Origin of the sequence: Thalassococcus arenae, assembly GCF_019104745.1 — a bacterium.
GTDB classification, from domain to species: domain Bacteria; phylum Pseudomonadota; class Alphaproteobacteria; order Rhodobacterales; family Rhodobacteraceae; genus Thalassococcus_B; species Thalassococcus_B arenae.
Genome location: NZ_JAHRWL010000001.1, coordinates 250822 through 272632 on the forward strand (window position 1 = coordinate 250822; position 21811 = coordinate 272632).

Below are 21811 nucleotides of genomic sequence, written 5' to 3' on the forward strand. Positions count from 1 at the left end.
TGCCGCGGTTGGTTCCATGGGCGTCGGCCGCGCATCAGCGCAGGGAACCAATGCGGTGGATGCGCGTTGGGGGGCATGAACGCACGAACGCACCGCACCCTGACGCCTTTGCCGGTCGCCGAAACCACCGATGGCCAGCCTCGCCGCAACGGCGTGGAGATCGAGCTGTCGGGTCTTGCCGAGACCGAGGTGGTCCAGATCGTCGAGACCTGCCTTGGCGGCCGGGCGGAACAACGCGAGCAACATCGCTGGTCTGTCGAAGACACCCGGATCGGCACGGTTGTCGTTGAACTCGACACCCGGTTTGCCAAGGGCGATCCGTCGCAAATCGCTGAGCTGGCTCTTGACGCGGCAAAATCCGTGGTGCCGGTCGAAATCATCACCGAACCCCTTGGCCCCGAAGCATTCGAGCAGGTGCCAAAGCTGATGGACGCCTTGAACGAGGCCGGCGCCAAGGGAACCAGCGACGGTGTCCTTCTGGGCTTCGGCATACATTTCAATCCCGAGATCGCCGGTTTCGACCATCCGCACACCGCGCGCACGATCGTCGCCTACGGTCTGCTGGAATCCTGGATGCGGGATGCGCAGCCGGTCGATCCGTCACGGCGACTGCTGCCCTTCATCCAGCCTTGGCCCGAGAACCTTGCCGACGCGCTGGCGCGGGCGCCCGATGCATCGCTGAGCACGCTGCGCGACCATTACGCCCGGCATGTTTCGGACAGGAATTTCGGGCTGGACCTTCTGCCGCTGTTTCGCGCCTTCGATCCCGACGCGTTCGACCGTGCCTTCGGCGACGTCGACAGCGCCAGCCGCCCGGCCTTCCATTTCCGCCTGCCCGATTGCCGCGTCGGAGAAGGGGACTGGTCCATCGCCGACGAATGGGACCGCTGGGTTCTGGTCGAGCGCCTGGCCGCGAACGGCGAGTTGCTGCACCGGCTCGCCGAAGCGCGCCGCACAAGCGCCGACAACTGGATCGCGGCGACACAAGCGCTGATCGGCAAGGATGGCACGGCCCTATGGTAGGAACCCGACCGGTGATCGGCGTCACGACCTCGCGACGCTCGGGCTGGCGTGTATTCCCGCTTGTCCGTTTCAACGTGTGGCTGGTCGGTGGCCGGGCGATCCGCTGGACCTCCGCCGCGGATGTCGATCTTGGTGCGGTTGACGGCATCATCATCGGCGGCGGCGACGACATCTCTCCGGAGCTCTACGGTGCCTCGGTCAAACTGACGGCAAGACTGGACCCCGACCGCGACCGGATGGAGCGTGATATCGCGCGACAGGCCGTGCATGACGGCATCCCCGTTCTGGGCATCTGTCGCGGCGCACAGATGCTGAACGTCGCCCAGGGCGGCAGCCTGCACCAGGACGCCTGGCCGCTGTTCGAGAACGCAACACCGATCAAGACCATCCTGCCGCGGCGCGATGTCGAAATCGCCCCGGGCAGCCGCCTTGCGAAGATCGCCGGCGATGCGCCGATGCGGGTCAATGCACTGCACACACAGGCCGTCGACCAGTTGGGAACGGACCTGCGGATCGCGGCGCGCGATCTTCACGGCATGGTCCAGGCGATCGAACGGGTTCGTGACCCTTTCGCCCTGGGCGTGCAGTGGCACCCCGAACACCTGTTCTATGCGCACCGCCAGCGCGCGCTGTTTCGCGCCTTGGTCCGTGCCGCCCGCGCCTACCGGACGGACGCGCAGCAGATCCCGCTGGCCGTCGGTCAGGATTGAGCGGGAACAGAACCGCCCGGATCACGGCGGAACAGCGATCCTGCCCGGCTCGATCGGGTCGAACAACAGACGGCGCAACGCGCGGCTCAAGGAAAGAGAGGACCCGATGGGACAGAAAACCTCGTCCGAACTGGTCGAGAACGACCAGCACGACGAAACCGTCAGCGACGCCACGCCGATGGCGACCAAGCTGGTTTTCGAAGTCATCCGGCGCAATGGCGAAGAAGAACTTGCGCGGCCCATCGCTTCGCTCTGGTGGTCGGGGATCGCCGCGGGGTTGCTGATCGCCTTCTCGGTCTGGGGCGAGGCGCTTCTGCGGGCCAAGCTGCCGGATACGGATTGGCGCTATATCATCGAGAATATCGGCTATTCGCTGGGCTTCGTGCTGGTCATCCTGGGCCGGATGCAACTGTTCACCGAAAACACCATCACGACGGTGGTTCCGGTCGTGCTCAAGCCCACGGGCGCATCATTCGGACGCCTTGTCCGGCTTTGGACCATCGTCTTGGCGGCCAACGTCGTGGGTGCCTTCGTCATCGCGACCTTCATGGCCTATGCGCCGGTGTTGGAAAGCGATGTGCGTGCTGCAATGCAGACGCTGAGCGAGCACGCAACGGGCATGGGCGCGGCCGAAGGGTTCTACCGGGGCATACCCGCCGGCGTTCTGATCGCGGCACTGGTTTGGATGCTGCCCAGCACGCAGAGTTCGCAGCTGTTGCTGATCGTTCTGTTCACCTGGCTGATCGCCCTTGGCGACTTCACCCACATCGTCGCCGGATCGGTCGAAATGGCCTTTCTCATGGTGCAGGGGCAGCTTGGCCTGCATCCGGCGCTGACCGGGTTCTTCCTGCCGGTGCTGGCGGGGAACATCGTCGGAGGCACGGTCGTTTTCACGCTGCTGACCTGGGCCCAGATCAAACCCGAGATCGAAGAGAACGCCGCCGAACCCGCCCGCACCGCGTGAGCATTCAACCGAGGACGAGACATGAACAGACATGACGCCCTGACATCCGCCTTCCTGCAGGAACTGGGCCCCCATACCGATCACCAGCCGGTCTTTCTGCAAGCGGTGGAAGAGGTCGCGCGCGACGTCCTGACCATCGAAAAGAACGACGCCGGCTGGGCTGCTGCACGGGTTCTGCACCGTTTGGCAGAACCGGACCGCATCCTGTCCTTCCGCGTCACATGGGAAGACGATGCAGGCACCGTTCATGTGAATCGCGGCTGGCGCGTGCAAACCTCGAACGCCATCGGCCCCTACAAGGGCGGGTTGCGCTTTCACCCATCGGTCTCGGTCGACGTGCTCAAGTTTCTCGGCTTCGAGCAGTGTTTCAAGAACGCCCTGACGGGCCTGCCCCTGGGCGGCGCCAAGGGCGGTTCGGATTTCGACCCTTCGGGCCGGTCAAGGCGCGAGATCATGCGCTTTTGTCAGGCTTTCATGCGCGCGCTTGGCCCCTTCATCGGGCCAGACCGCGACGTTCCGGCCGGCGACATCAATGTCGGCCCGCGTGAGATCGGTTTTCTGTTCGGTGCCTGGCGCAGCCAGCACGATGTCTTCGCCGGCGCCCTGACCGGAAAGGGTCTGTCCTATGGCGGCTCGGAGATGCGGATCGAGGCCACCGGTTTCGGTCTGGTCTATTTCGTGTGCGCCATGCTGGCCGAAAGCGGGGACGCGATCGAGGGCAAACGGGTCGCCATTTCCGGCAAAGGCAATGTCGCCACCCACGCCGCGCTCAAGGCGATCGACAGCGGCGCGACGGTCATCACCCTGTCGGACACCGCCGGAACGCTTTATGCGCCCGACGGGCTGAACCGCGACACGGTGGCCTGGGTTCAGGCCCGCAAGGCGGCCGGCAAGGATATCGCCGATCCACCACGCGACAGCGGCGCCCGGTTCGAAACCGATGCCCTACCCTGGATCTTCGAGCCCGAGATCGCCCTGCCCTGCGCGACCCAGAACGAGATGGATGCCGACATGGCCAAGGCGCTGGTCGACGGCGGCTGCATGGTGCTGGCAGAAGGCGCCAACATGCCCCTGACGGCCGACGCGGCCGCGGTCGTCGAAACTGCCGGGATGGCCTATGCGCCGGGCAAGGCCGCCAACGCGGGCGGGGTTGCGGTCAGCGGGCTCGAAATGAGCCAGAACAGTCATCGCCGCTTTCTGGACGCCGGCCAGATCGACGCGGCGTTGCGGGACATCATGCACAGCATCCATGCCGAAACGGCCGGGGAAGGCCGGGATTCCGACCGGATCGACTATCGCCGCGGCGCCAATGTTGCCGCCTATCGGCGATTGGCCCGGGCGATCACCGCGCAGGGCGTGATCTGATCCGATCCGGGAACGATCCCGCCGCCCAAGCGTTTTCAGAACGAACCGCAACAAGGAGGCAAAGATGACCGACGCATTGAAAGTCGTTCCCAGCAAGGACAGGGTGTCCACAGGCGTTCGTGATACCGAAGCGGTGGCGCAGGGGCTGGCGGATGTTCTGGCTGATACCTATCGGCTGGTGTTCAAGACCCATGCCTATCACTGGAACGTCGAAGGCCCGCTGTTCTACGCGGTCCACAACCTGACCGAAGGACAATACGAAGAGATGTTCGCAGCGGCAGACGAACTTGCCGAACGCATCCGTGCCTTGGGGCATCTTGCACCGTGGCAGCTGTCGGCGGTGATGGAAATGTCGCGCGTCAAGGACGCCGAGGGGCTGATGTCGGCGAACGACATGCTGGATGATCTGGCCAGCGACCACGAAAACCTGGCGCATCGACTGCACGCGCTGGTCGAACTGGCCGAAGACAGCAAGGACCCCGTGACCGAGGATCTCGCGACCGAACGCAGCACCTTTCACGAAAAGGCAGCCTGGATGCTGCGCGCCCTGGCAAAGTCTTGACGACCGTCACACAGCCGCCCGGCACGTGATGCCGGGCGGCGTTGCTTTCGCCCCAGCTTTGGCAGGCAACCGGCTGCTCGGTGCGGCTCTGCCGCCAATGGCCGGGCGGGCGACGCTAAGACAGAGTTTCGGTCGAGGCAAAGAACATGGCCTGGCTGACAGCCGAACGCACCTGTTCTTCGAGATAGGGCTTGGAGATGAGGAAGGCCGGTTCGGGGCCTTTTCCGGTCAAAAGACGCTCAGGGAACGCGGTGATGAAGATCACCGGACGGTCGCCGTCGCGGGCCAGCAGCCGATTGACCGCATCGATGCCGCTTGACCCATCGGCCAGTTGGATGTCCGACAAGATCAATTCAGGCTGATCGGTGGCGGCAAGATCCAGCGCTTCGGTCTCGGTTCTTGCGATGCCGGTCACCCGGTGGCCCATATCGGCCACGATGGTTTCCAGGTCCATCGCGATGACCGCTTCATCCTCGATGATCAATACCTTGCCGGACATCGCATCGTTCATCTCGGCGACGCCCGTGTCGATGAATTGCCGTGCCTCGGATTGATCGACCTGCATCACCTGGCTGACCTGCGCCACCGTGAATTCCTCGATCGTGTGCAACAAGAGCGCTTCGCGGGTGTTTTCGGTCAACTTGCTCAGCCGCTTCTGCGCCCGCGCCGCCAATCCGATTTCGCCCTGTGCGTCGACAGGCATGCCGGAGCTGCTCCAGATCGCGTGGAACACGCGGAACAACGCGACCTTGGGGCCGAGATCGTCGGCGTAGAGGCTTCTGTCGCTCAGGATGGCTTCGAGCGTTGCCGCTGCATAGCGATCGCCGGTTTCCTGTTGGCCTGTCAAGGCGCGCGCGTAGCGCCGGAGATAAGGCAGGTTGGCTGCGATTTCCTGCGTGGTGTCCGCGATGGCCTGTTCCGACATGTGTCCCTCCAGTGTCTTGCATTGCATGAAACGCACGACTTGCGTCTTGGTTCCACGCATTTCTGAAAGGATGGCTCGAAGTCCCGGATCGGCAACCATGCGGACAAAAAACGAAGACGCGCCGCCTGTCCCGGTTGTGCAGGCATGCCCGCCCTGGTCTATCCGTCGCCCTCGCGCAAGATCCGCTCCGGGTCCACGCCGATACCGGTCAGCATCTCGCTTATCGCGTCCTCCATCGCTGGCGGACCGCAAAGATAGACAGGCGCTGCGGCCTTGCCGACAGCGGTGTCCAGCATTTCAGCGTCGATCCGATCGGCGAAGGGGGCATTGTCCTCGTCCGTCACGACGAATTGCACCTGCAATCCATCCAAGCTTTCCCAGAACGGACGCAAGATGATGTCTGCCGCGGTTCTGTTCGAGTATATCAGCCTGCAGCCGTCGAGCGTTCCCGAACGCGCGCGCGCCGCAAGGATGGGTATGAACGGTGTGATGCCCGCCCCGCCGGCGACGAACACGCCCGGCCCCTTGTCTTCGATCGCGCCCCAGGCATCGCCGATCAGGAAACGGTCGCCGGGCTGGGCGTGCCACAGTTCGGCGGTCACACCATCGCGGTCGCGGTAGCTCTTGATCGTGAAGGACAGCACATCGGCATCGGGATCGCTGGTGAAAGTAAACGGGCGCTTTTCCTCGCGCCAGCCGTCACGCTCCAACGACAATTCGGTCGCTTGCCCGGGTTGGAACGCGTAGCCATCCGGTTTGGAACACACATAGTGGCGGGTGTCCGGCGTCAGGGTCACGGTATCGAGCAGGATCAGCGCGTGGGTCATGGAAGCTCCGTTGGTTGTTGCCGGGTCAACGGGTAACAGCGCGATGTGTTCCGGCGGCGGCGCAGAAAGCCGCCGATCGCGCTGCTTGTCGACCGCGATGCCCGCAGTCACGCCAATCGCGCGGATGCGCCCCGTCGGCAGGCCCGGTGACTGGCAAGTGCCGAACCGCGGAACCGCCGTTGCCTTTGGCAAACTCTGTCGCCGCCAGATTTCTTGTCGAAAATCGGAACCTTTGAAACGCGGCTTGGTTGAACCGGCATAACCGAAACCAACGGAGGTTGACATGAAATTCCTTACTTCCACGACCCTGTGCGTCTTGCTCGTCTCGACTGCGGCCTTGGCCGACAGCCATGCCGCCACGACCATGACCGAAACGGCCGACAAGTCCGAAATGTCGATGGACGGCGCAGATCTGATCCGCACTCGCGACATCACTGGTGGCACCATCTACACGATCGCCGCCGTGGATGACGCAGGCTGGGAAATGGACTGGGCATTTGCCGACATGCAGGACAACCTGACCGAAATCGGCGAGATCGAGGACATCGTTCTGAGCAGGTCCGGCGAGTTCAAGGGCATCGTCGCCGAAATCGGCGGGTTCCTCGATATCGGCGACAAGCACGTCATGCTGCCGGTGGGCGATGTCAAGCTGGTTGCCGTCGACGATACCACCTATGCCTACGTGACACGTCTGAGCGAGGAACAGCTTGAGCAGATGGAAAGCGTCGACGAAGGTTTCTGGAACTGATCGCCGACACGCTGCAAACAAAGGGGTCGGGTCGCACCGACCCCTTTTTTCCACCCGTTCACCATTTTGCATTCGCCCGGCACGCGTACCGAACCTAGAGTGTCGGGCACCAAGACAGGCCGTCGCGATGCGACGACATCGCCGGAAGGCCGGACCATGACGACGAAATGCGAAGATTGTCCGCTGCGCCCGCTGTCGCAATTCCTGCGTTTCTCCGCCGAAGAACTGGCCTTCATGGAACGTTTCAAGACCGGCGAAATGCAGGTTCAACCGGGAACGCACCTGCTGACCCAAGGCACGCGGTCGCCGCAATTGTTCACCACCCTGTCCGGCCTCGGCCTGCGTCACAAGACGCTGGTCGACGGATCGCGGCAGGTCATCAGCTTTGTCATGCCCGGCGATTTCCTGGGATTGCAGGCCGGCGTGATGGGCGAGATGGGCCATTCGGTCGAGGCGGTCACCGACATGACCCTGTGCGTTTTCAACCGGGCCGACATCTGGTCGCTGTTCAAGACCCTGCCGGAGCGCGGCTATGCGCTGGCGCATCTTGCGGCGATCGAGGAACAATTCCTGGGCGACGCGCTGGCCACCGTCGGACAGAGGCCTGCCTATGACAAGATCGCCTGGGCGATGGCGCGCTATTTTCATCGCGCAAAGGCGGTCGGAATAGCCAAAGGGAACACCTGCCCCCTGCCCTTCCGGCAGCAGCACCTGGCCGACGCGCTTGGCCTGTCGCTGGTGCACACCAACAAGGTTCTGGGTCGGCTGCGCAAGGAAGGCGTCCTGGTCTGGACCGATGACGTCCTGACGATCCGAGACATGGACCGGCTCGAGCAGATCGCGGCGCTCGACGACGGGCCGCCACCCAGGCCACTGATCTGAACGGGAACAATTCCTGTGCCTTCGCGTTCTCGTTGCTGCAACCAAGGAGAACACGATGTCACCACCCGATACCAATCTCGAAGTCCAGAAGCGCCGTCACAAACCCGCGCTCTGGGGCATCGTCGCGGTGGTGATCTTCGCCGCGATCCTGCTGTTCGGTCTGCTGGTCGTTCTGGCCGAACGCGGGAACGCGCCACAAGGCGCCGACACGCAGATCGAATTTCCGGTCCTTCCCACGCCCCCGTCAGACTGACCGTCGCAATCGAATGGCTCCGGTCCCGGAAATGTCGCCCGACGCGGGAACCGATGACGCGGGCGCGCGTTTGATCAGGGAAGCGTGATACCTCGTCGCTTCCGGCCGCGAAGACCCAACGATCCGGCCATCTCCCCCACGGCCCCTGCGCGTTTGGCGTGGGGGCCGTTTCGCATCACCCACGCAGAAACCGCAACAAAGCCCGTTCGCCCGCCCGCCAGCCGCGATCGGGCGACCAATCCATGCCATCCGGCTCCGCGCGCGCGCCGTCGCGTCCGGCTTCGGCCAAGCTCAGGATTTTCGGATGGACATAGCTGTTGCGGGCGACGGTCGGCGTATTGTGCAGACGCTCGGCGGCGGCCCGCGCCATCGCCTTGATCGTCACCGGGGCATTGGACCGGAGCGTACAGAACGCCGCGTGACTGCCAGCCCAGGTGCGCAGCGCCTTGGGGGTGACCTGCTCTCCACAGAGCCGGGCCAGAATCTCGGTCAGATGCTCCGAGCGCACCGAAAGGTGGCGCCCGTCACCGGCGTCGTACACGAAGATTTCCGGCCCGGGCAGATCGGCAAAGCGTTCGAAAACGCGCGCCAGAGCCGGGCCGCGCAACATCTTTTGCACAAGCTGCCCGCCTTTCGCGCGATAGCGCAGCACCACATTCGATCCATCGACCGAGACATGACGCCCCCGCAGCGTTGTCGCCCCGAAGCTTTTGTTTTCTTTCGTATAGTTCTCGTTTCCCGGGCGCATCGACGCGCGGTCGATCAACGCCAGAACCGCTGCGACGGCCGTGTCGCGGGCACCGATATCGCCGGCCAACTGGCGCGATATCCACGCCCGCAGCGTTGGCAGCGCCTCTCCCACCTCCGGCAGCGCCTGGTATTTCCTTTCGGATCGAAGCGCCTGCCAATCGGGATTGTAGCGGTACTGCTTTCTGCCCTTCGCATCCCGGCCCGTCGCCCAAAGGTGACCTTGGGCAAGCGGGCTCATCCAGACATCGTCATAGGCCGGCGGCACCGCCATGCGCGCAAGCCGTTCGCGTTCGGTCTGGCAATCGATCCGCGTCCCGTCCGGCGCGACATAGCTGAAGCCCCGGCCCCGTCTTTCGCGGCGGATGCCGGGGCGGCTGTCGGGATAATAACGGATGCTCACACTTTCGCGGTCCGGTCCAGCAACGACACCAGTTCGTCGCGCATCGCTCGCAGCCCTTTTCGCACCGACGGATGTTCGACGGCGCCGATCGCGTCGTCGAAGGCCGCCAGCACATGCTTTTCGCTTTCCCGCAGCCGGGGCATCGCGTCATCGTCGGTACCGCTCGGAAGGGCACGTGCGGCGACCACCGACCAGTTCAACGCCGTCATGAAAGACCCTTGCCGAGTCGGGTCCAACCCGGCCTCCGACATCAACCGGCGCAATCGGTCGGCATGATCGTCGTGCAGGTCGTGGAATTTCCGGGCCGCCGGCGCGAAATCGCCGTCCGCCCCGTCGACCAGCATCCTGACACCGTTCCCTGTATCGATGATGCGCACCAGCAGCCTGTCCAGCAATCCCTTGGCGGTTTCAAGGGTGCCTTCGGTGGCAAAGGCGACGTTCATGGCGTGTCTCCTGACTGACTGTCCTGCATGGCGAAAACGGATCGGACGGCGTCTGGTTCCGCTTTTCCCGGCAAGGAAAGCAAAACGGCACGGGAACAAACGGCGCGAATGATCGTTGACCCTGCAGACGCGCCCGTCCGACGGGCGCAAGCACACAGCAAAGGAGAAAACCATGCTTGGATGGGCCATCACGTTTCTTATCGTCGCCCTGATCGCCGCGGTTCTTGGCTTTGGCGGCATCGCCGGCGCATCGGCCGGCATCGCGCAGATCCTGTTCGTGATCTTCCTCATTCTGTTCGTCGTGTCCCTGGTGATGCGCGCGGCTCGACGCTGACCGCGCCCCTGCCGCAACCCAGCCACACCGTATTCGAAAGGTGACAGACATGAGCAAAGCATCCGAAACCACCCGCCCGTCGAATGGCAAATCCGCTTCGGGTCACGACGCCGAGGGCGTGTTGGAGGCGGCAAAGGATCAGGCGCGCGAAACCGCCGATTACGCCCGGGCCGCCGCGCAGACCGCCGTCGACAAGGTGTCGTCAGAGGCCGACCGGTTGACGGCACAGTCCACCGATTTCATCCGCGCCAATCCCGGGCTGGCAGTGGCCGGCGCGCTCGGGCTGGGCGTGCTGCTGGGCCTGGCCTTGCGCGAACGGTACTGACGTTCATCGGAACGAGGAAAGCCGCGGCCCGTGCCGCGGCTTTTTTCTGTGCTTGTCGCGCGGGGCCCGGGGGCGGTCACGCGCCCCTGGGGAACCCGTCTCAGGCGGCACGGCGCCGGACCTGCCCGGTTTCGACCTGTGCGATGATGGCAGAGACGAACGCCTCGATATCGTCGGGCGAACGGCTTGTGATGATGCCGCCATGGTTGACGACCGGCAGATCCAGCCACCGCGCGCCGGCGTTCTGAAGGTCCGTCTTGATCGACGGATAGGATGTCGCCTCGCAGCCCGAAACCGCGCCGATCTCGATCAGCAGTCAGGGCGCATGGCAGATCGCGGCGCAGGTCTTGCCCGCGTCATGCATCGCCTTGATGATCGCCAGCGCGACGGCATCGGTGCGCAGCAGGTCCGGGTTGATCTGGCCGCCGGGCAGTATCAGCGCATCGTACATGTCGGCCTTCACGTCCTCGAAGGCGAGATCGACCGCCACCTCGCGCCCCCAATCGCTGCCTTGCCAGCCCTTGATAGACTTGCCATCCGGCGAGGCGACGTCAACGGCCGCGCCCGCCGCGATCAGCATGTCGCGGGGCTTTTCCAGTTCGCTTTGTTCGAAACCGTGGGTCGCGATGATCAAGACTTTTGCCTGGGATATCTCCGGCATGGATCGTCTCCTGTTCTGTTGCGGAAACCGGCGGTCGGAACCGCCTTGCAGATCAAACGGCGCAGTGACCGTTTCCGTTCCGTGGAACCTTTCGACATGTCGCACGTTTTTCCCCCACAACCGCAACAAGAAGGAACGCGTCATGGAATATGGTCTTGTCGGTCTGCTGATCCTGGTCGCCAACATCTACGCCATCTATCAGACCCTCGCCTCCGGGGCGTCGACTGCGGCTAAGTTGATCTGGACCCTGGTCATTCTGGTTCTGCCGGTGCTGGGCTTCATCGCATGGCTGATCGCGGGCCCGCGTGCGCCGGCCGTGCGCGCCTGAACCCAATCGCCCGACGAAAGCCAACCCGGCGTCTGACAACGCCGGGTTTTTTGCATTCCGTCGTCGCGTTTCGGAACCATCGCCGCGACCCGGCGTTGAAAGACCAACCCAACAGAACGGAGGTACGACATGGCGATTTCGTCAGATCTCTCGGACACGGTGCGCCGGCACGCCCAAGAGCTTGCCGCCGACGCCAAGGCGCAAGTGTCGAAAAAGGCCGAGCGCGAAATCGACAAGGCGCAGCAGCGCACGGCTCGGGAAATCCGGCAAGCGGCCAAAGCCGCCGACGCTGCCGGAGACGCCTTTGACAGCGGTTCGCTGCAGGCCGAGGCCGCCCGCCGCATCGCCCATTCGCTGGAAGGGATCGCGCAACAGGTACGCCAGGCGGACCTGGGCCAGACGGCGCACACGGTCAGCACATTCGCCCGCAGACATCCCGGCTTGTTCATCGGTGCCGCCGCCTTCGCAGGCTTTGCCGCCATGCGTTTTCTCAAGGCAAGCGGCCCGGCGCCCGACGCCCCCGAGACCGAGCACGATCCCTGGGCGGCGACCCGGCGCCAATCACCCGCAGGCGCCGATGCTGTGCCACATCCGGATCGCGAAACCCTGCGCCAATCGCTGCACGACCCCGACCATCACGGCCGTCCGGCCGAAGAAAGCGGAGGGATCTATCGTGATTGAACCGCGCGCACATGAACTGCCGGGATTGCTGACGGAAGCCGGGGGGCATCTTTCATCCTTGCTGAGAACGGAATTGGCGCTTGCCAAGGCCGAACTCAGTCAAAACGCGACGCGACTGGGCACCGGCGCCGCGATGCTCGTCGCCGGCGCCCTGCTGGCGCTTGTCGCGCTCAACGTGCTGGCATCGTCGCTGGTCGCGTGGATCGCATCGACCGGGGTGGCGCCCGGCCTGAGCGCTTTGATCGTCGGCGGCGGATTCCTGTTCGCGGCACTCGGTTTTTTCCTGTCCGGCAAACGTCGGCTCTCGGCGAAAAACCTGCGCCCGTCGCGTCTGGCCAAGAACCTGCGCCGCGACGTGGCGACCATCAAGGAAGCAACCCATGTCTGATCTGTCGGAAATCGAGAACCGCGCGGCACAGGAGCGTCGACAGCTTGCCGCATCGCTGAGCAGACTTGCCGGCGTGGCATCACCGGACCGTCTGGCGCAGGACGTCGCGGCCCGGATCGAAGGATATGGCGGCGAGCTCGGACGCCAGGTGTGGCAGGCCGCGCGCGCCAACCCGGTGTCGCTGGCTTTGGTCGGAACGGGGCTGGCGCTGATGGTCGCGGGTCCGTTCACGAAACCGGACGCAAGCGGATCATCCGATACCGACACCGCGCCCGGGCGTGCCGCCGCCGGCTTTGACGCCCGCGTCGAGGCCGCCGACACGGCGATCCGGGCCGGCGAGACCGGACAGTCGCAGGAAGGCGCAAGCGCGTCCTCCATGCGCTCGGCGCTTGGCAGGGGGCTGGAACGCCTGCCCGCAAGCGCACGCCGACGCGTACTCAGGGCACGGAAGGCTGCACTTGCGGCACAGGAAAGGGTAGAGCATCAGGCCCGCCGGGCCGCCGGCAAGGGCCGCGCGCTTCATGCGCGCCAGCCATTGGCGACCGGTGCGATCGCTTTGGGTCTTGGCGCCATCGTCGGCGCGCTTTTCCCCGCGACCCGACGCGAAGACGCGCTGCTGGGACGCGAACGCGACGCGCTTCTGGCCAAGGCACAGGAAGCGCTAAGCGAAGAAATGGCGCGCCTGAACCTGGTCGCCAAAACGCAACAAGGCGACACAGCCCGTCAATCCCACCCCGCGCCCGACCGAGGATGAACCGATGATCCAGACGATCCTGAGCGAACAGGCAACACGCGTCATGCTGTCCATCCTGACCACGCTGGCGCTGGTCATGGCCCTGCAGTTCGGTCAGCAGATCCTTGCACCGATGGTTTTCGCGCTGGTGCTCGGGGTCGTCGTCTCTCCACTGGCGGACCGGCTGTCGGGTCTGGGTGTGCCGCGGCTCGTCATCGCGGTGGTTTTGCTGGCGCTCAGCACGGCGTTCACCGGCGCGGCCCTTCTGCTGGTCGAGCCGCTGGTCGGTCTGCTGATCGACGAATTGCCGCGGATCAAGGCCGTGGCGGCGTACTGGCTTGAAACCGCGTCGGGCCTTTTGCGCGGGATCGAGGAAATCAGCCAGGAGATCGGCGAAAGCGTCGGCGCCGAGGACGTCGATCCGCAGACCGCCATTCCGACGGTCAGCGATGCGCTGTGGCTGGCGCCGAGCTTCCTGTCGCAGGTGTTCATATTCGTCGGCACGCTGTTCTTCTTTGTTCTGACGCGCAACGATATCTACGCAAAGACCGGTGCGCTGGAAGGTAAGCTGCGCAAGGCCGATCGCGCCGTCTCGCGCTATTTTGCGGCCGTGACGCTGGTGAATGTCGGGCTGGGCTGCGCGACGGCAGGCGTGCTGATGGCGATCGGCGTCGAATACGCCGTGCTCTGGGGGCTGGCGGCGGGTCTGCTCAACTACATCCTCTATCTCGGACCATTGATGGTGATCCTTGCATTGACGATCGCGGGCATGATCCAGTTCATCGGCTTTGCGGCGCTGCTGCCACCCGCCGCGTTCCTGACGATCAACATGCTCGAGGCGAATTTCGTGACACCGCTGGTCGTGGGCAAGCGTCTGGCCATGAATCCGCTCATCGTTTTCCTGGCGATCATTTTCGGCTTGTGGATCTGGGGGCCGATCGGCGCCATCGTCGCCTTGCCGGTCCTTCTTTGGTTCGGCGTCATGCTGCGGCCCGAGCTGGTGCTGTCCGATCTGCCGCAGCGCCGCCGGATCGCCGGTCTGGCTCGCTAGCCGCGTCGGTCGGAAAAGCCGGCACGGTCGGGGGCCGCGGTCAGGCCATCCTGTCCAAAGGCGACGATGTCCCGGGCAAGCGCCTCTGTCCGGTCGCTGCCGCATCGCTGGGACAGCTTGTCGACTGCGGCCGCCACGCGGGCAAGCACGCTGACATTGGTGCGCCCGTCCCGGGCAATGGCGCGGAACGCCATGTCGACCAGCGCATCGGGCGCGTATTCCGGCAGGTAAACCCGGTCATACAACGCCTCTTTCTTCTCGATCGGTTCGGTCGCTTCCCACAACAGCCGCTCCAGCCGTGCCGTCACATCCATTGCCGTGCCCGGATCGTTGATACCCGGCGACAGCGCCTTTTGCGCGCTTTCGCGCAACGTGCGGATGGCATAGCGCGGGTCCTGGTCGTAGCTGCGATTCTGGCCCAAAAGGATGCACCCGGCATAGGCCTCGGGATCGGCATCGCCGTCCAGTCGCGCGACGATTTCGCCGCTGAGAACGTGATCGCCGGGACGCACCGACAGGACGACGCGGGCTTTGTCCTTTTCGGCGCGTTCCTGCAGATCGGCAAGCTGTATGCGCGTGACATAACCGGACGCTTGGGCACGCACCGGCGTGTTTGCCGCGGCCGCAGCGGCGTCCGTGACCGCCAGCGCGCCCATGCACGGCCATTCCCGATGCGTGTTCAGCACCGACCGCGCCGAGTCTTCGGCCCGGTCCAGCGCGTATTGCAGGCTGCCGATCTGCGACAACCGGCCGATCCAACGGATCAGTGATACCACAATGGCGAGCACCACCATGACCGTCGCGACGAAAACGATGACCACGGCGCTCTGGTCGTAATAGCCCGCGCGGAACAGGATGATCGCCGACAGCGCGAAGACGAAGGCGCCGATGAAGGTCGCCAGAACCGACTGGGTCGAAGTGTCTTCCATCAACAGCTGGTGGATGCGCGGCGTCGACTGGTCGGCCAAGGTGCGGTGAGACGACACCATGATGCCCAGCGAAAACGTCGCGACGGCCAGCATGCTGCTGGCCAGCACGTTCAGGACCGGCAAGGTGGCCTCGGCGGAAAAGCGGTCCTTGGAGGCCTGCGGGATCAACGGATCGAGCAGACCGGCCGACAAGGCCGCCGCAATCGACAGCGCCGATATCAGCGCCACCCGCACCCAAAGAATACGGCTGACCCGGCGCAGGGTCTGCCAGGTCTGGGACAGCGAAAGGGCGGTCGGTCGGATCATCGCTCATTCCGCCTTCTGTTCGGAATCGAGAAGGTTTTCTTCGTTCCGGGCGCCCGCACGCTCACGCGCCGCCGCATCGACGCTGGCATCTTCGGTGCGGGTCGGATCGGCGGCATCGGGCAACGCAGAGCTTTCGGCCGGCGCGGCGGCCCGGGCCGCCGGAACGCCACCGGACGGGGTGGTCTCGGGCGCGACGCCGGGCTGGTCCAGTCGAACACGATAGATCGGCTCGGGCAGGCCGAACCCCGCGGCTTCAAGGGCCGTTTTCGTCGTGCGGATCGCTTCGCCGCGCGCCTTGGCGAAATCCACCGCTTCCTGATCGACCCAGCCCACGAAGGTGAGAATGACGTTGGAATCGCCGACCTCGCTGATCCACGCGCCGACTTCCGGGGTGTCCAGAACGAAGGGCAATTCGTTCAACGCCTGCACCGCGGTGGCCAGTGCCGCTGCAAGATCCGCATCGGCGTCAACACCCAGGTCGAACGAAAAGCGGCGCTGCGGGTCGCGCGTATAGTTGATGATCCGGCCCTTGAACACGGTGGCATTGGGGATGCGCACGTGATTGCCCTCGGGCGAAATCAGGATCGTCGCGCGCGAGGTCAATCGGGCGACCGTGCCCACATCGCCCTGGATGTCCACGAAATCATTCGGCCTGAAGGGCTGGCGCAGGCTCAGCAGGATCGACGCGATGAAATTCTCGACCGTATCGCGCACGGCAAAACCCAAGGCCAGCCCGACCACGCCAGCGGCTCCAAGAACCGCCCCGATCAGAGCGGTCGCGTTCAGGATGTCCAAGGCCAGAACGACGCCCAGCAAGATGAAGACGATCCGCGCGACGGCCCGGTAGACATCGGCGATGAACAGGTTCGGCGCAAGCCATGACCAGATGCCGATCCGGGTGGTCAGGGCCCAACCGCCAAGCGCGACCAGCAGAAAGGCCGAAACAGCGACAAGGAAGATCGGCGCGTTGACCAGCAGATTGCGAGACCGTTCCGTGATGCGATCCACCGCCGGCGCGAGACGTTCTTCCAGCGTGCCGCTGATCTCGGTGTCGTTCTCGATGGCGACCACACCGGCGACCCGGTTCACGATCGTGCTCAACTGATCCTGCGCCGCGTTGTCCAGCACCTCGCCGCTCAACCGGACGACACCTTGCGACACCGCCACGCGAACCCGGTCGTACCCGTCGATCTCGGCCAGAAGATTGGAAATCCGCACGCGGATCTGGTCATCGCTGGGTGCGCCTTCACCCACTTCGATGGTGGTCTCGGTCTGGACCGGCTCCGAAGCGGTCTGGGCGCAAAGATCGCCGGGGGTCGCGACCCAAAGTGCGAACGCGACCCCGAAAATCGCCTGTTTCAACATGATGACGACCCTATCGGCTTGGATTGGCGTGCGACAGCGAAAACCCGGACCTGAGCGCGGTTTCGGACCACTCCCGAGCGTTCGGGACCGACGATCCCGACCCGGACCGGACAGTCTGCGCGCTGTGCGGGAACCGGGGAAAAATCCGGTTTCGCGAACGGCTGCGCCGCGGGAAATCGGCTTGGCGCACATCCCGGCGCGTCGCGTCTGCCAGTGTGGCAGGGCGCCGACGCGCAGTATGCGCAAGGATTGCAGAGTTGGTATTCACAACGTTCTTCACCTGTGGATGCTCAGGCAAAGCCTGCGCGCGGCTGGTGAACGCGCCGGGCCGTCTTTGGTTCCGGTTGATCGGGCGCGGCGGGAAGCGCGGCAAGAAACACGGTTTTCAGGAACCAAACGCCGCGCTCGGGAATTGTATGACCGAAGCCGGCGAAACGGAGGCGGACCGCAGTCAATCCGCGATCTTTCCCAACCGGACAACGCCCGACGCCGGGCACGCAATGCGTGCAATCCAGACCTTTCAGGAGATATCCTTGAACGCACAATGCCTGATCGTCACGCCGCACCTGTTCAGCATCGGCGCGCTCATGATCGCCGCTCATGTCGGCACGGACCGAACCCGACGGCGTGATGACGACTGGCCCCGATTGGCCTCCACGGCCCGATGCAGCGGCCGTACCGCCGCCGCCGCGGACCCGATTGCGCCCCGGCCGCCGCGTTGACGCTTTTGGGCCGGGGTGCCGGACCGCTCCGCTCGATTTCGCGAACCACGGCCCGACCGCACCTCCGGCACCGGTCGCCGCAGCGAGGGACATTTACAAATCACAGAAAGGATTCCGGGATGCGTTTTTCAAAGGGCGACGCGGTCGCATGGAGCTGGGGAAACGGCACCGGCAAAGGCACGATCACCGAGGTTTTCACCGAAAAGGTGACACGGACGATCAGCGGCACCGAAGTGACCCGAAAGGCCAGCAAGGACGACCCGGCCTACCTGATCGAACAGGACGATGGCGACGAAGTGCTGAAAAGCGCCAGCGAGATCGAACGGGCCTGAACCGGGCCGCAGAAAGCCGTCCATCGGCGGCAATCCACGCATCCGCTGTGATCGGCCGAGACCTATGTCACAGTTTAATGCGGCCCACCCATCACGCTGCCATACCCACCGCAAAGTCACCATCAAAGACAGGTAGCGGGTCATGGCGAATGCGATCGATTCCCGACGGGCTCGGGCCTTCATTCTTACCGAGAACGCGCTCGAGGCGATGGATATCGCGGAATTCCTGCAATCCAAGGGTGTGGATCGAATCGGGATGGCCACCACGGTTTCCGCCGCGACCGCCCTCGTGATCCAAGCCGCCTCGCCGCCAGCACTGGTGATGTTCGGTTTCCCGCTATCCGGGTCCGAAGCCAGGGATTGCCTGGCCGCGATCCGCTACATGGGGTGGCCGACGATCGTGGTGAACGGGCACAGCGTGGACCCGGCTTCGGAAGGACTACCAATTCTTGCGCGACCTTTCTCGACCGCGGATCTGGATCACGCCCTGCGATCCGTGCGAGGCTTGGCGGAAGACACCCCGGCGCCATCTTGACGATGCGCGTCGTTGCGCGATCGGCAGCGAACGATCCTGGCGTCCCTGTGTCCGGCGGTTGGAAATTCGCCCGTTTCCTGCAATCCTCGTGCGCAAGACAGCGATTTCAGCCTTTCACTCGAACAGCCACGGAGCCAGCCTTTGGGCGACGGAAAGACCAATCGACCGGCGGCCGTGCGCGTGGCGGAACGCGGCGAGGAATCCTGCGAAACAGGTTCGGAACGGCAACAGGAACCGGCGTCGCGGGCACTGGGCGCGGAACGGCGGCTGGCAGCGCTGGACCAGGCCGAGGTGATGGATGCCGAAGCCGATCCCGATTTCGACCGCGCCGTTCGCCTCGCCGGTCGTCTGCTGGGCGTCCCGGTCAGCCTGGTGTCCTTCGTCGACGCGCACCGGCAGTTCTTCGGCGCGCAGCAAGGGCTTTCCGGCTGGGCCTGCGATAATCGCGGTACGCCGCTGAGCCATTCCTTTTGCCAGCACGTGGTCGCCCGTTCCGAACCGCTGATCGTCGAGGACGCGCGCAAGCATCCGCTGGTCCGCGAAAACAAGGCCGTCTCCGATCTGTCGGTCATCGCCTACCTGGGGGTTCCGATCCGCGGACCGGACGGCGAGGTGCTGGGCTCGTTCTGTGCCATCGACCACAAGCCCCGCGCCTGGACCGCCGAGGATGTCGCCGCGATGCAGGACATCTGTGCTTCGCTCGAGACAACGCTGCGCCTGCGCGATGCCATCGCGGAAAGCGAGCTGATCGTTCAGGAATTGAACCACCGGGTGAAGAACCTCTTTACGCTGACGAACGGGATCTTGAGGATGGAACGCGCCGCGCATGACAGCGCCGAAGCCCTGGCGACCAGCGTTTCGGGGCGCATCCAGGCCTTGGCCGAGGCACACGCGCTTCTGGTGCCTGTTGCCCATGCAGCGACAAGGGACGGCGCCGCAACGACGCTTGGCGATCTGCTGGGCCGGCTGATTCAGCCCCATCTCATGGCCAACCGTGACCGCGTGGCGCTGTCCGGCGATCCGGTCGAACTGGGGCCGCGATCCGCGGTCTACGCCGCGCTGGCCTTTCACGAATTGGTGACGAACGCGGCCAAGTACGGCGCGCTTTCCGAACCCGAGGGCCATCTTCGCGTGCAGTGGCGGATCGCGGACGACGCGGTGAGGATCGCTTGGGACGAGACCGTGCAGAAAACATCCAGTGCGCCGCCGGCGAAAGGCGGCTTCGGTTCGCGGTTGCTGGAAATCTCGCTGGAACGGCAATTGCGCGGAACGATCGAGAACACCGTTTCACCCGGCCGGTTCTCGTACACGATCAACCTTTCGGTGAAAATCCTCGAACTCTGACGGTGGGCGCGTGTCGCGTCGACTTTTCGTACGAAAGCTTTCATGAAGGAACTCAGGAACTTTTGACACTGCGGCGTGTTTTGGATTCATGTCACACCGTCTCTTGATAATGGTCGCGCAGACCGTCGCGTCTCGGCGCCTTGCCGAGGCGTGCGAAACATGCGTGCAGCTTTTCGTTCCGAACGGTCGCAATGTCTGATCGGGCCAAAAGCCATGCGCCCGACGATCTGGCCGCAAAGCCCCGTTGGAGCCGCAGTCTGATCACGCGCATCGCGCTGCTGATGACGCTGGCGATGCTGCCGCTCGGGTTGATCTCGGTCTACCAGACCCGAGTGGTCATCGAGGACGCGCGCAGCCTGTCCTCGGCCTCGCTCAAGGCGCGCACGCTGGCGGCCGCGACCCGCGAACGCGAACTGATCGAAGGCGCCCTGGGTGCGGCCAAGGGACTGGCATCCGTTCTGCCGACGCTGGATGACGATCTCTGCCGCACCGCGCTTGCGGATTTCGTGTCCGAGAACCCGCTTTACATTTTCGCCGCCTTCACCCGGCCCGATGGCCGAATGGCGTGCAGTTCCACGGGGGCCGTCCGCGATTTCTCGGGCAGCGATCGCTTTGCCGCCGCCCGAGACCGGCCGGGGCCGATGGTCTCGGTCGATACCGCCGGCGCGGTGACTGGCGAACATGTCGTGCTTGCCAGCCACTCTGCGCGGCGCGACGGCGCGTTTTCCGGAATCGTCACGCTTTCGATACCCTATGCGGCGATCAGCGCCCTGCAGGGCGACCCGGACGCGCACAAGGATTTCGAACTCGCGTCGATCGATCGCACCGGCAATGTCGTCGCGTCTTCGTCCACCGCGGAACTGGCGCCAATGTTCCTGCCCCGCGATATCCCGCCGGCGCAGCTTGTCGATCATGCCGACACGACCTTTCTCGCCACCGCCGAAAACGGCGAGGATCGCCACTACGCGGTCGCGCTGACACTTGCGGATTCGCTGGTTCTTGTCGGCAGTTGGCCGGCCAGTGCTCCGCTAACGGACCAATCGCGACTGGAAGGTACGGTCGCAACCGCGTTTCCGATCCTGATGTGGCTCGCCGGTGTGGGCGTGGCGTTGTACGGAATGCAGCGTCTGGTGATCCGCCATGTCGCCGGGTTGCGTTCGGCCATGCGCCGGTTCGCGCTTGGCGAAAGGGGTGCCGTGCCACTGTCGCTGGACGACGCACCCGAGGAACTGAACGAGGCGCAGCGCGCGTTCAACCGTATGGCGCTGCTCATTTCCAAGGCCGAGGCGCGGCGCGAAAAGGATCTGAAGGACAAGGAGGTTCTGCTGCGCGAAGTTCACCACCGGGTCAAGAACAACCTGCAACTCATCGCATCGATCATCAACATGCAGGCGCGCAAATCCGCGTCGGAGGACGTCACGCAGGTGCTGGGCCGCTTGCAGCGGCGGGTGCGCAGCATGGCCGTTCTGCACCGGGCGCTGTTCAATAATCCCGACCAGAGCACGGTCGACGCGACCGAACTGGTCCGCGCGGTGATCGACGACGCGTCGGCACTGGCAGGCAAGCGGCACATGGTCGACCTGACGCTCGATGACAGCAAGATCGACCTGGTGCCGGATCAGGCGATGCCGATGTCCCTGTTGGTCGCCGAAATCCTGGCTGAACGGATAGACGGCGCCGATCCGGCGGGCCCCATCCGGCTGACGCTGGAAGCCGTGAACGACGATCGGCTGCGGCTGACCTTCGATCAGGCCGAGACCCCCCTGCCCGACCGCGACACAGCGGCGGGCGATCCGCTTCAGGCGCAACTGACGATGGCGTTCGCCCGCCAATTGAACGCCGAGATGGAAACCTTTTCCGCCGACGGGCGTTCCACAACCATCGTTGAGTTCCCTAGAACCGTTCCCGCGGCCTGAGAGGCAGAC

General features: G+C 64.6%; 26 protein-coding genes and 1 pseudogene. 20 read left to right on the forward strand and 7 right to left on the reverse strand.

Going from position 1 to position 21811, the window contains the following annotated elements; translation table 11 throughout:
• The first annotated feature begins 75 nt into the window (after positions 1-75).
• The 5 genes from KUH32_RS01215 to KUH32_RS01235 all read left to right on the forward strand — a co-directional run bounded on the left by KUH32_RS01215 (position 76) and on the right by KUH32_RS01235 (position 4624).
• Positions 76-1023, forward strand: a complete 948-nt coding sequence (locus KUH32_RS01215; protein ID WP_217776248.1) for an amidoligase family protein — start codon at positions 76-78, stop codon at positions 1021-1023.
• The gene (locus KUH32_RS01220; RefSeq protein WP_217776249.1) at positions 1017-1733 is read left to right on the forward strand and encodes a gamma-glutamyl-gamma-aminobutyrate hydrolase family protein; all 717 of its coding nucleotides are present in this window, start codon (positions 1017-1019) and stop codon (positions 1731-1733) included. The genes KUH32_RS01215 and KUH32_RS01220 overlap by 7 nt, the downstream gene beginning before the upstream one ends.
• 106 nt (positions 1734-1839) lie before the next feature.
• The gene (locus KUH32_RS01225) at positions 1840-2697 is read left to right on the forward strand and encodes a formate/nitrite transporter family protein (protein ID WP_217776250.1); all 858 of its coding nucleotides are present in this window, start codon (positions 1840-1842) and stop codon (positions 2695-2697) included.
• Between the two features lie 21 nt (positions 2698-2718).
• Positions 2719-4062 (forward strand): NADP-specific glutamate dehydrogenase, encoded by a 1344-nt coding sequence (gene gdhA, locus KUH32_RS01230; protein WP_217776251.1) that lies wholly within the window; start codon positions 2719-2721, stop codon positions 4060-4062.
• A 64-nt stretch (positions 4063-4126) separates the two neighbouring features.
• Entirely contained in the window at positions 4127-4624 is a 498-nt protein-coding gene (locus tag KUH32_RS01235; protein WP_217776252.1) for a Dps family protein, read from the forward strand.
• Positions 4625-4739: 115 nt separating this feature from the next.
• On the opposite strand, the gene KUH32_RS01240 is transcribed toward KUH32_RS01235, so the two are convergent.
• Both KUH32_RS01240 and KUH32_RS01245 read right to left on the reverse strand, forming a co-directional pair.
• Positions 4740-5549 carry a response regulator gene (locus KUH32_RS01240; RefSeq protein WP_217776253.1) on the reverse strand — a complete coding sequence of 270 codons (810 nt, stop codon included), beginning with the start codon at positions 5547-5549 and terminating at the stop codon, positions 4740-4742.
• Positions 5550-5707: 158 nt separating this feature from the next.
• Positions 5708-6679 carry a ferredoxin reductase domain-containing protein gene (locus KUH32_RS01245; protein ID WP_348541066.1) on the reverse strand — a complete coding sequence of 324 codons (972 nt, stop codon included), beginning with the start codon at positions 6677-6679 and terminating at the stop codon, positions 5708-5710.
• Between KUH32_RS01245 and KUH32_RS01250 the strand changes: the two genes are divergently transcribed.
• From KUH32_RS01250 to KUH32_RS01260, 3 genes are all read left to right on the forward strand, one after another.
• Positions 6660-7124, forward strand: a complete 465-nt coding sequence (locus tag KUH32_RS01250; RefSeq protein ID WP_217776254.1) for a PRC-barrel domain-containing protein — start codon at positions 6660-6662, stop codon at positions 7122-7124. The two genes, KUH32_RS01245 and KUH32_RS01250, sit on opposite strands and share 20 nt — an antisense overlap.
• 156 nt (positions 7125-7280) lie before the next feature.
• Positions 7281-8006, forward strand: a complete 726-nt coding sequence (locus KUH32_RS01255; protein ID WP_217776255.1) for a Crp/Fnr family transcriptional regulator — start codon at positions 7281-7283, stop codon at positions 8004-8006.
• Positions 8007-8061: 55 nt separating this feature from the next.
• On the forward strand, positions 8062-8259 hold the full coding sequence (locus KUH32_RS01260) for a hypothetical protein (protein ID WP_217776256.1): 198 nt from the start codon (positions 8062-8064) through the stop codon (positions 8257-8259).
• 175 nt (positions 8260-8434) lie between these two features.
• Here KUH32_RS01260 and KUH32_RS01265 read toward each other — a convergent pair whose 3' ends face one another.
• A complete protein-coding gene (locus KUH32_RS01265; protein ID WP_217776257.1) occupies positions 8435-9409 on the reverse strand; it encodes a DNA topoisomerase IB in 975 nt (324 codons plus the stop codon).
• Positions 9406-9852, reverse strand: coding sequence for a DUF2383 domain-containing protein (locus KUH32_RS01270; protein WP_217776258.1), 447 nt, complete (start codon positions 9850-9852; stop codon positions 9406-9408). The genes KUH32_RS01265 and KUH32_RS01270 overlap by 4 nt, the downstream gene beginning before the upstream one ends.
• A 172-nt stretch (positions 9853-10024) precedes the next feature.
• On the opposite strand from KUH32_RS01270, the gene KUH32_RS01275 reads away from it, so the two are divergent.
• Together KUH32_RS01275 and KUH32_RS01280 are read left to right on the forward strand one after the other, a co-directional pair.
• Positions 10025-10186: a DUF1328 domain-containing protein gene (locus KUH32_RS01275; protein ID WP_217778219.1), complete on the forward strand. Its 162-nt coding sequence runs from the start codon at positions 10025-10027 to the stop codon at positions 10184-10186.
• A gap of 49 nt (positions 10187-10235) precedes the next feature.
• Entirely contained in the window at positions 10236-10511 is a 276-nt protein-coding gene (locus KUH32_RS01280; RefSeq protein ID WP_217776259.1) for a hypothetical protein, read from the forward strand.
• A 100-nt stretch (positions 10512-10611) separates the two neighbouring features.
• Here KUH32_RS01280 and KUH32_RS01285 read toward each other — a convergent pair.
• A pseudogene (locus tag KUH32_RS01285) lies at positions 10612-11172 on the reverse strand (type 1 glutamine amidotransferase domain-containing protein).
• A 142-nt stretch (positions 11173-11314) separates the two neighbouring features.
• Between KUH32_RS01285 and KUH32_RS01290 the strand changes: the two are divergent.
• From KUH32_RS01290 to KUH32_RS01310, 5 genes are all read left to right on the forward strand, one after another.
• On the forward strand, positions 11315-11500 hold the full coding sequence (locus tag KUH32_RS01290; RefSeq protein WP_217776260.1) for a PLD nuclease N-terminal domain-containing protein: 186 nt from the start codon (positions 11315-11317) through the stop codon (positions 11498-11500).
• A gap of 129 nt (positions 11501-11629) precedes the next feature.
• Positions 11630-12181, forward strand: a complete 552-nt coding sequence (locus KUH32_RS01295; protein ID WP_217776261.1) for a hypothetical protein — start codon at positions 11630-11632, stop codon at positions 12179-12181.
• A gap of 25 nt (positions 12182-12206) precedes the next feature.
• A complete protein-coding gene (locus KUH32_RS01300; RefSeq protein ID WP_254898957.1) occupies positions 12207-12569 on the forward strand; it encodes a phage holin family protein in 363 nt (120 codons plus the stop codon).
• The gene (locus KUH32_RS01305; protein ID WP_217776263.1) at positions 12562-13323 is read left to right on the forward strand and encodes a hypothetical protein; all 762 of its coding nucleotides are present in this window, start codon (positions 12562-12564) and stop codon (positions 13321-13323) included. Before KUH32_RS01300 ends, KUH32_RS01305 begins: the two co-directional genes overlap by 8 nt.
• A gap of 4 nt (positions 13324-13327) precedes the next feature.
• The gene (locus tag KUH32_RS01310) at positions 13328-14353 is read left to right on the forward strand and encodes an AI-2E family transporter (RefSeq protein ID WP_217776264.1); all 1026 of its coding nucleotides are present in this window, start codon (positions 13328-13330) and stop codon (positions 14351-14353) included.
• Here KUH32_RS01310 and KUH32_RS01315 read toward each other — a convergent pair.
• Positions 14350-15588, reverse strand: a complete 1239-nt coding sequence (locus KUH32_RS01315) for a DUF2254 domain-containing protein (RefSeq protein ID WP_217776265.1) — start codon at positions 15586-15588, stop codon at positions 14350-14352. The two genes, KUH32_RS01310 and KUH32_RS01315, sit on opposite strands and share 4 nt — an antisense overlap.
• A gap of 3 nt (positions 15589-15591) precedes the next feature.
• Positions 15592-16953 carry a mechanosensitive ion channel domain-containing protein gene (locus tag KUH32_RS01320; protein WP_217776266.1) on the reverse strand — a complete coding sequence of 454 codons (1362 nt, stop codon included), beginning with the start codon at positions 16951-16953 and terminating at the stop codon, positions 15592-15594.
• 257 nt (positions 16954-17210) lie between these two features.
• On the opposite strand from KUH32_RS01320, the gene KUH32_RS01325 reads away from it, so the two are divergent.
• From KUH32_RS01325 to KUH32_RS01345, 5 genes are all read left to right on the forward strand, one after another.
• The gene (locus tag KUH32_RS01325) at positions 17211-17675 is read left to right on the forward strand and encodes a hypothetical protein (protein ID WP_217776267.1); all 465 of its coding nucleotides are present in this window, start codon (positions 17211-17213) and stop codon (positions 17673-17675) included.
• A gap of 119 nt (positions 17676-17794) precedes the next feature.
• The gene (locus KUH32_RS01330) at positions 17795-18007 is read left to right on the forward strand and encodes a hypervirulence associated TUDOR domain-containing protein (RefSeq protein WP_217776268.1); all 213 of its coding nucleotides are present in this window, start codon (positions 17795-17797) and stop codon (positions 18005-18007) included.
• Positions 18008-18149: 142 nt separating this feature from the next.
• Positions 18150-18542 (forward strand): hypothetical protein, encoded by a 393-nt coding sequence (locus KUH32_RS01335; protein WP_217776269.1) that lies wholly within the window; start codon positions 18150-18152, stop codon positions 18540-18542.
• A gap of 141 nt (positions 18543-18683) precedes the next feature.
• On the forward strand, positions 18684-19886 hold the full coding sequence (locus KUH32_RS01340) for a sensor histidine kinase (RefSeq protein WP_217776270.1): 1203 nt from the start codon (positions 18684-18686) through the stop codon (positions 19884-19886).
• A gap of 191 nt (positions 19887-20077) precedes the next feature.
• Entirely contained in the window at positions 20078-21802 is a 1725-nt protein-coding gene (locus KUH32_RS01345; protein WP_217776271.1) for a sensor histidine kinase, read from the forward strand.
• Positions 21803-21811 lie beyond the last annotated feature (9 nt).

Bases quoted from the DNA above. Each gene is read 5' to 3' on its own strand.
- KUH32_RS01255 (WP_217776255.1), top strand. From the start codon at position 7,281: ATGACGACGAAATGCGAAGATTGTCCGCTGCGCCCGCTGTCGCAATTC.
- KUH32_RS01260 (WP_217776256.1), top strand. From the start codon at position 8,062: ATGTCACCACCCGATACCAATCTCGAAGTCCAGAAGCGCCGTCACAAA.
- KUH32_RS01225 (WP_217776250.1), top strand. From the start codon at position 1,840: ATGGGACAGAAAACCTCGTCCGAACTGGTCGAGAACGACCAGCACGAC.
- KUH32_RS01345 (WP_217776271.1), top strand. From the start codon at position 20,078: ATGTCTGATCGGGCCAAAAGCCATGCGCCCGACGATCTGGCCGCAAAG.
- KUH32_RS01250 (WP_217776254.1), top strand. From the start codon at position 6,660: ATGAAATTCCTTACTTCCACGACCCTGTGCGTCTTGCTCGTCTCGACT.
- KUH32_RS01320 (WP_217776266.1), bottom strand. From the start codon at position 16,953: ATGTTGAAACAGGCGATTTTCGGGGTCGCGTTCGCACTTTGGGTCGCG.
- KUH32_RS01280 (WP_217776259.1), top strand. From the start codon at position 10,236: ATGAGCAAAGCATCCGAAACCACCCGCCCGTCGAATGGCAAATCCGCT.
- KUH32_RS01275 (WP_217778219.1), top strand. From the start codon at position 10,025: ATGCTTGGATGGGCCATCACGTTTCTTATCGTCGCCCTGATCGCCGCG.
- KUH32_RS01220 (WP_217776249.1), top strand. From the start codon at position 1,017: ATGGTAGGAACCCGACCGGTGATCGGCGTCACGACCTCGCGACGCTCG.
- KUH32_RS01335 (WP_217776269.1), top strand. From the start codon at position 18,150: ATGGCGAATGCGATCGATTCCCGACGGGCTCGGGCCTTCATTCTTACC.
- KUH32_RS01215 (WP_217776248.1), top strand. From the start codon at position 76: ATGAACGCACGAACGCACCGCACCCTGACGCCTTTGCCGGTCGCCGAA.
- KUH32_RS01290 (WP_217776260.1), top strand. From the start codon at position 11,315: ATGGAATATGGTCTTGTCGGTCTGCTGATCCTGGTCGCCAACATCTAC.
- gdhA (WP_217776251.1), top strand. From the start codon at position 2,719: ATGAACAGACATGACGCCCTGACATCCGCCTTCCTGCAGGAACTGGGC.
- KUH32_RS01315 (WP_217776265.1), bottom strand. From the start codon at position 15,588: ATGATCCGACCGACCGCCCTTTCGCTGTCCCAGACCTGGCAGACCCTG.
- KUH32_RS01305 (WP_217776263.1), top strand. From the start codon at position 12,562: ATGTCTGATCTGTCGGAAATCGAGAACCGCGCGGCACAGGAGCGTCGA.
- KUH32_RS01310 (WP_217776264.1), top strand. From the start codon at position 13,328: ATGATCCAGACGATCCTGAGCGAACAGGCAACACGCGTCATGCTGTCC.
- KUH32_RS01295 (WP_217776261.1), top strand. From the start codon at position 11,630: ATGGCGATTTCGTCAGATCTCTCGGACACGGTGCGCCGGCACGCCCAA.
- KUH32_RS01240 (WP_217776253.1), bottom strand. From the start codon at position 5,549: ATGTCGGAACAGGCCATCGCGGACACCACGCAGGAAATCGCAGCCAAC.
- KUH32_RS01235 (WP_217776252.1), top strand. From the start codon at position 4,127: ATGACCGACGCATTGAAAGTCGTTCCCAGCAAGGACAGGGTGTCCACA.
- KUH32_RS01270 (WP_217776258.1), bottom strand. From the start codon at position 9,852: ATGAACGTCGCCTTTGCCACCGAAGGCACCCTTGAAACCGCCAAGGGA.
- KUH32_RS01330 (WP_217776268.1), top strand. From the start codon at position 17,795: ATGCGTTTTTCAAAGGGCGACGCGGTCGCATGGAGCTGGGGAAACGGC.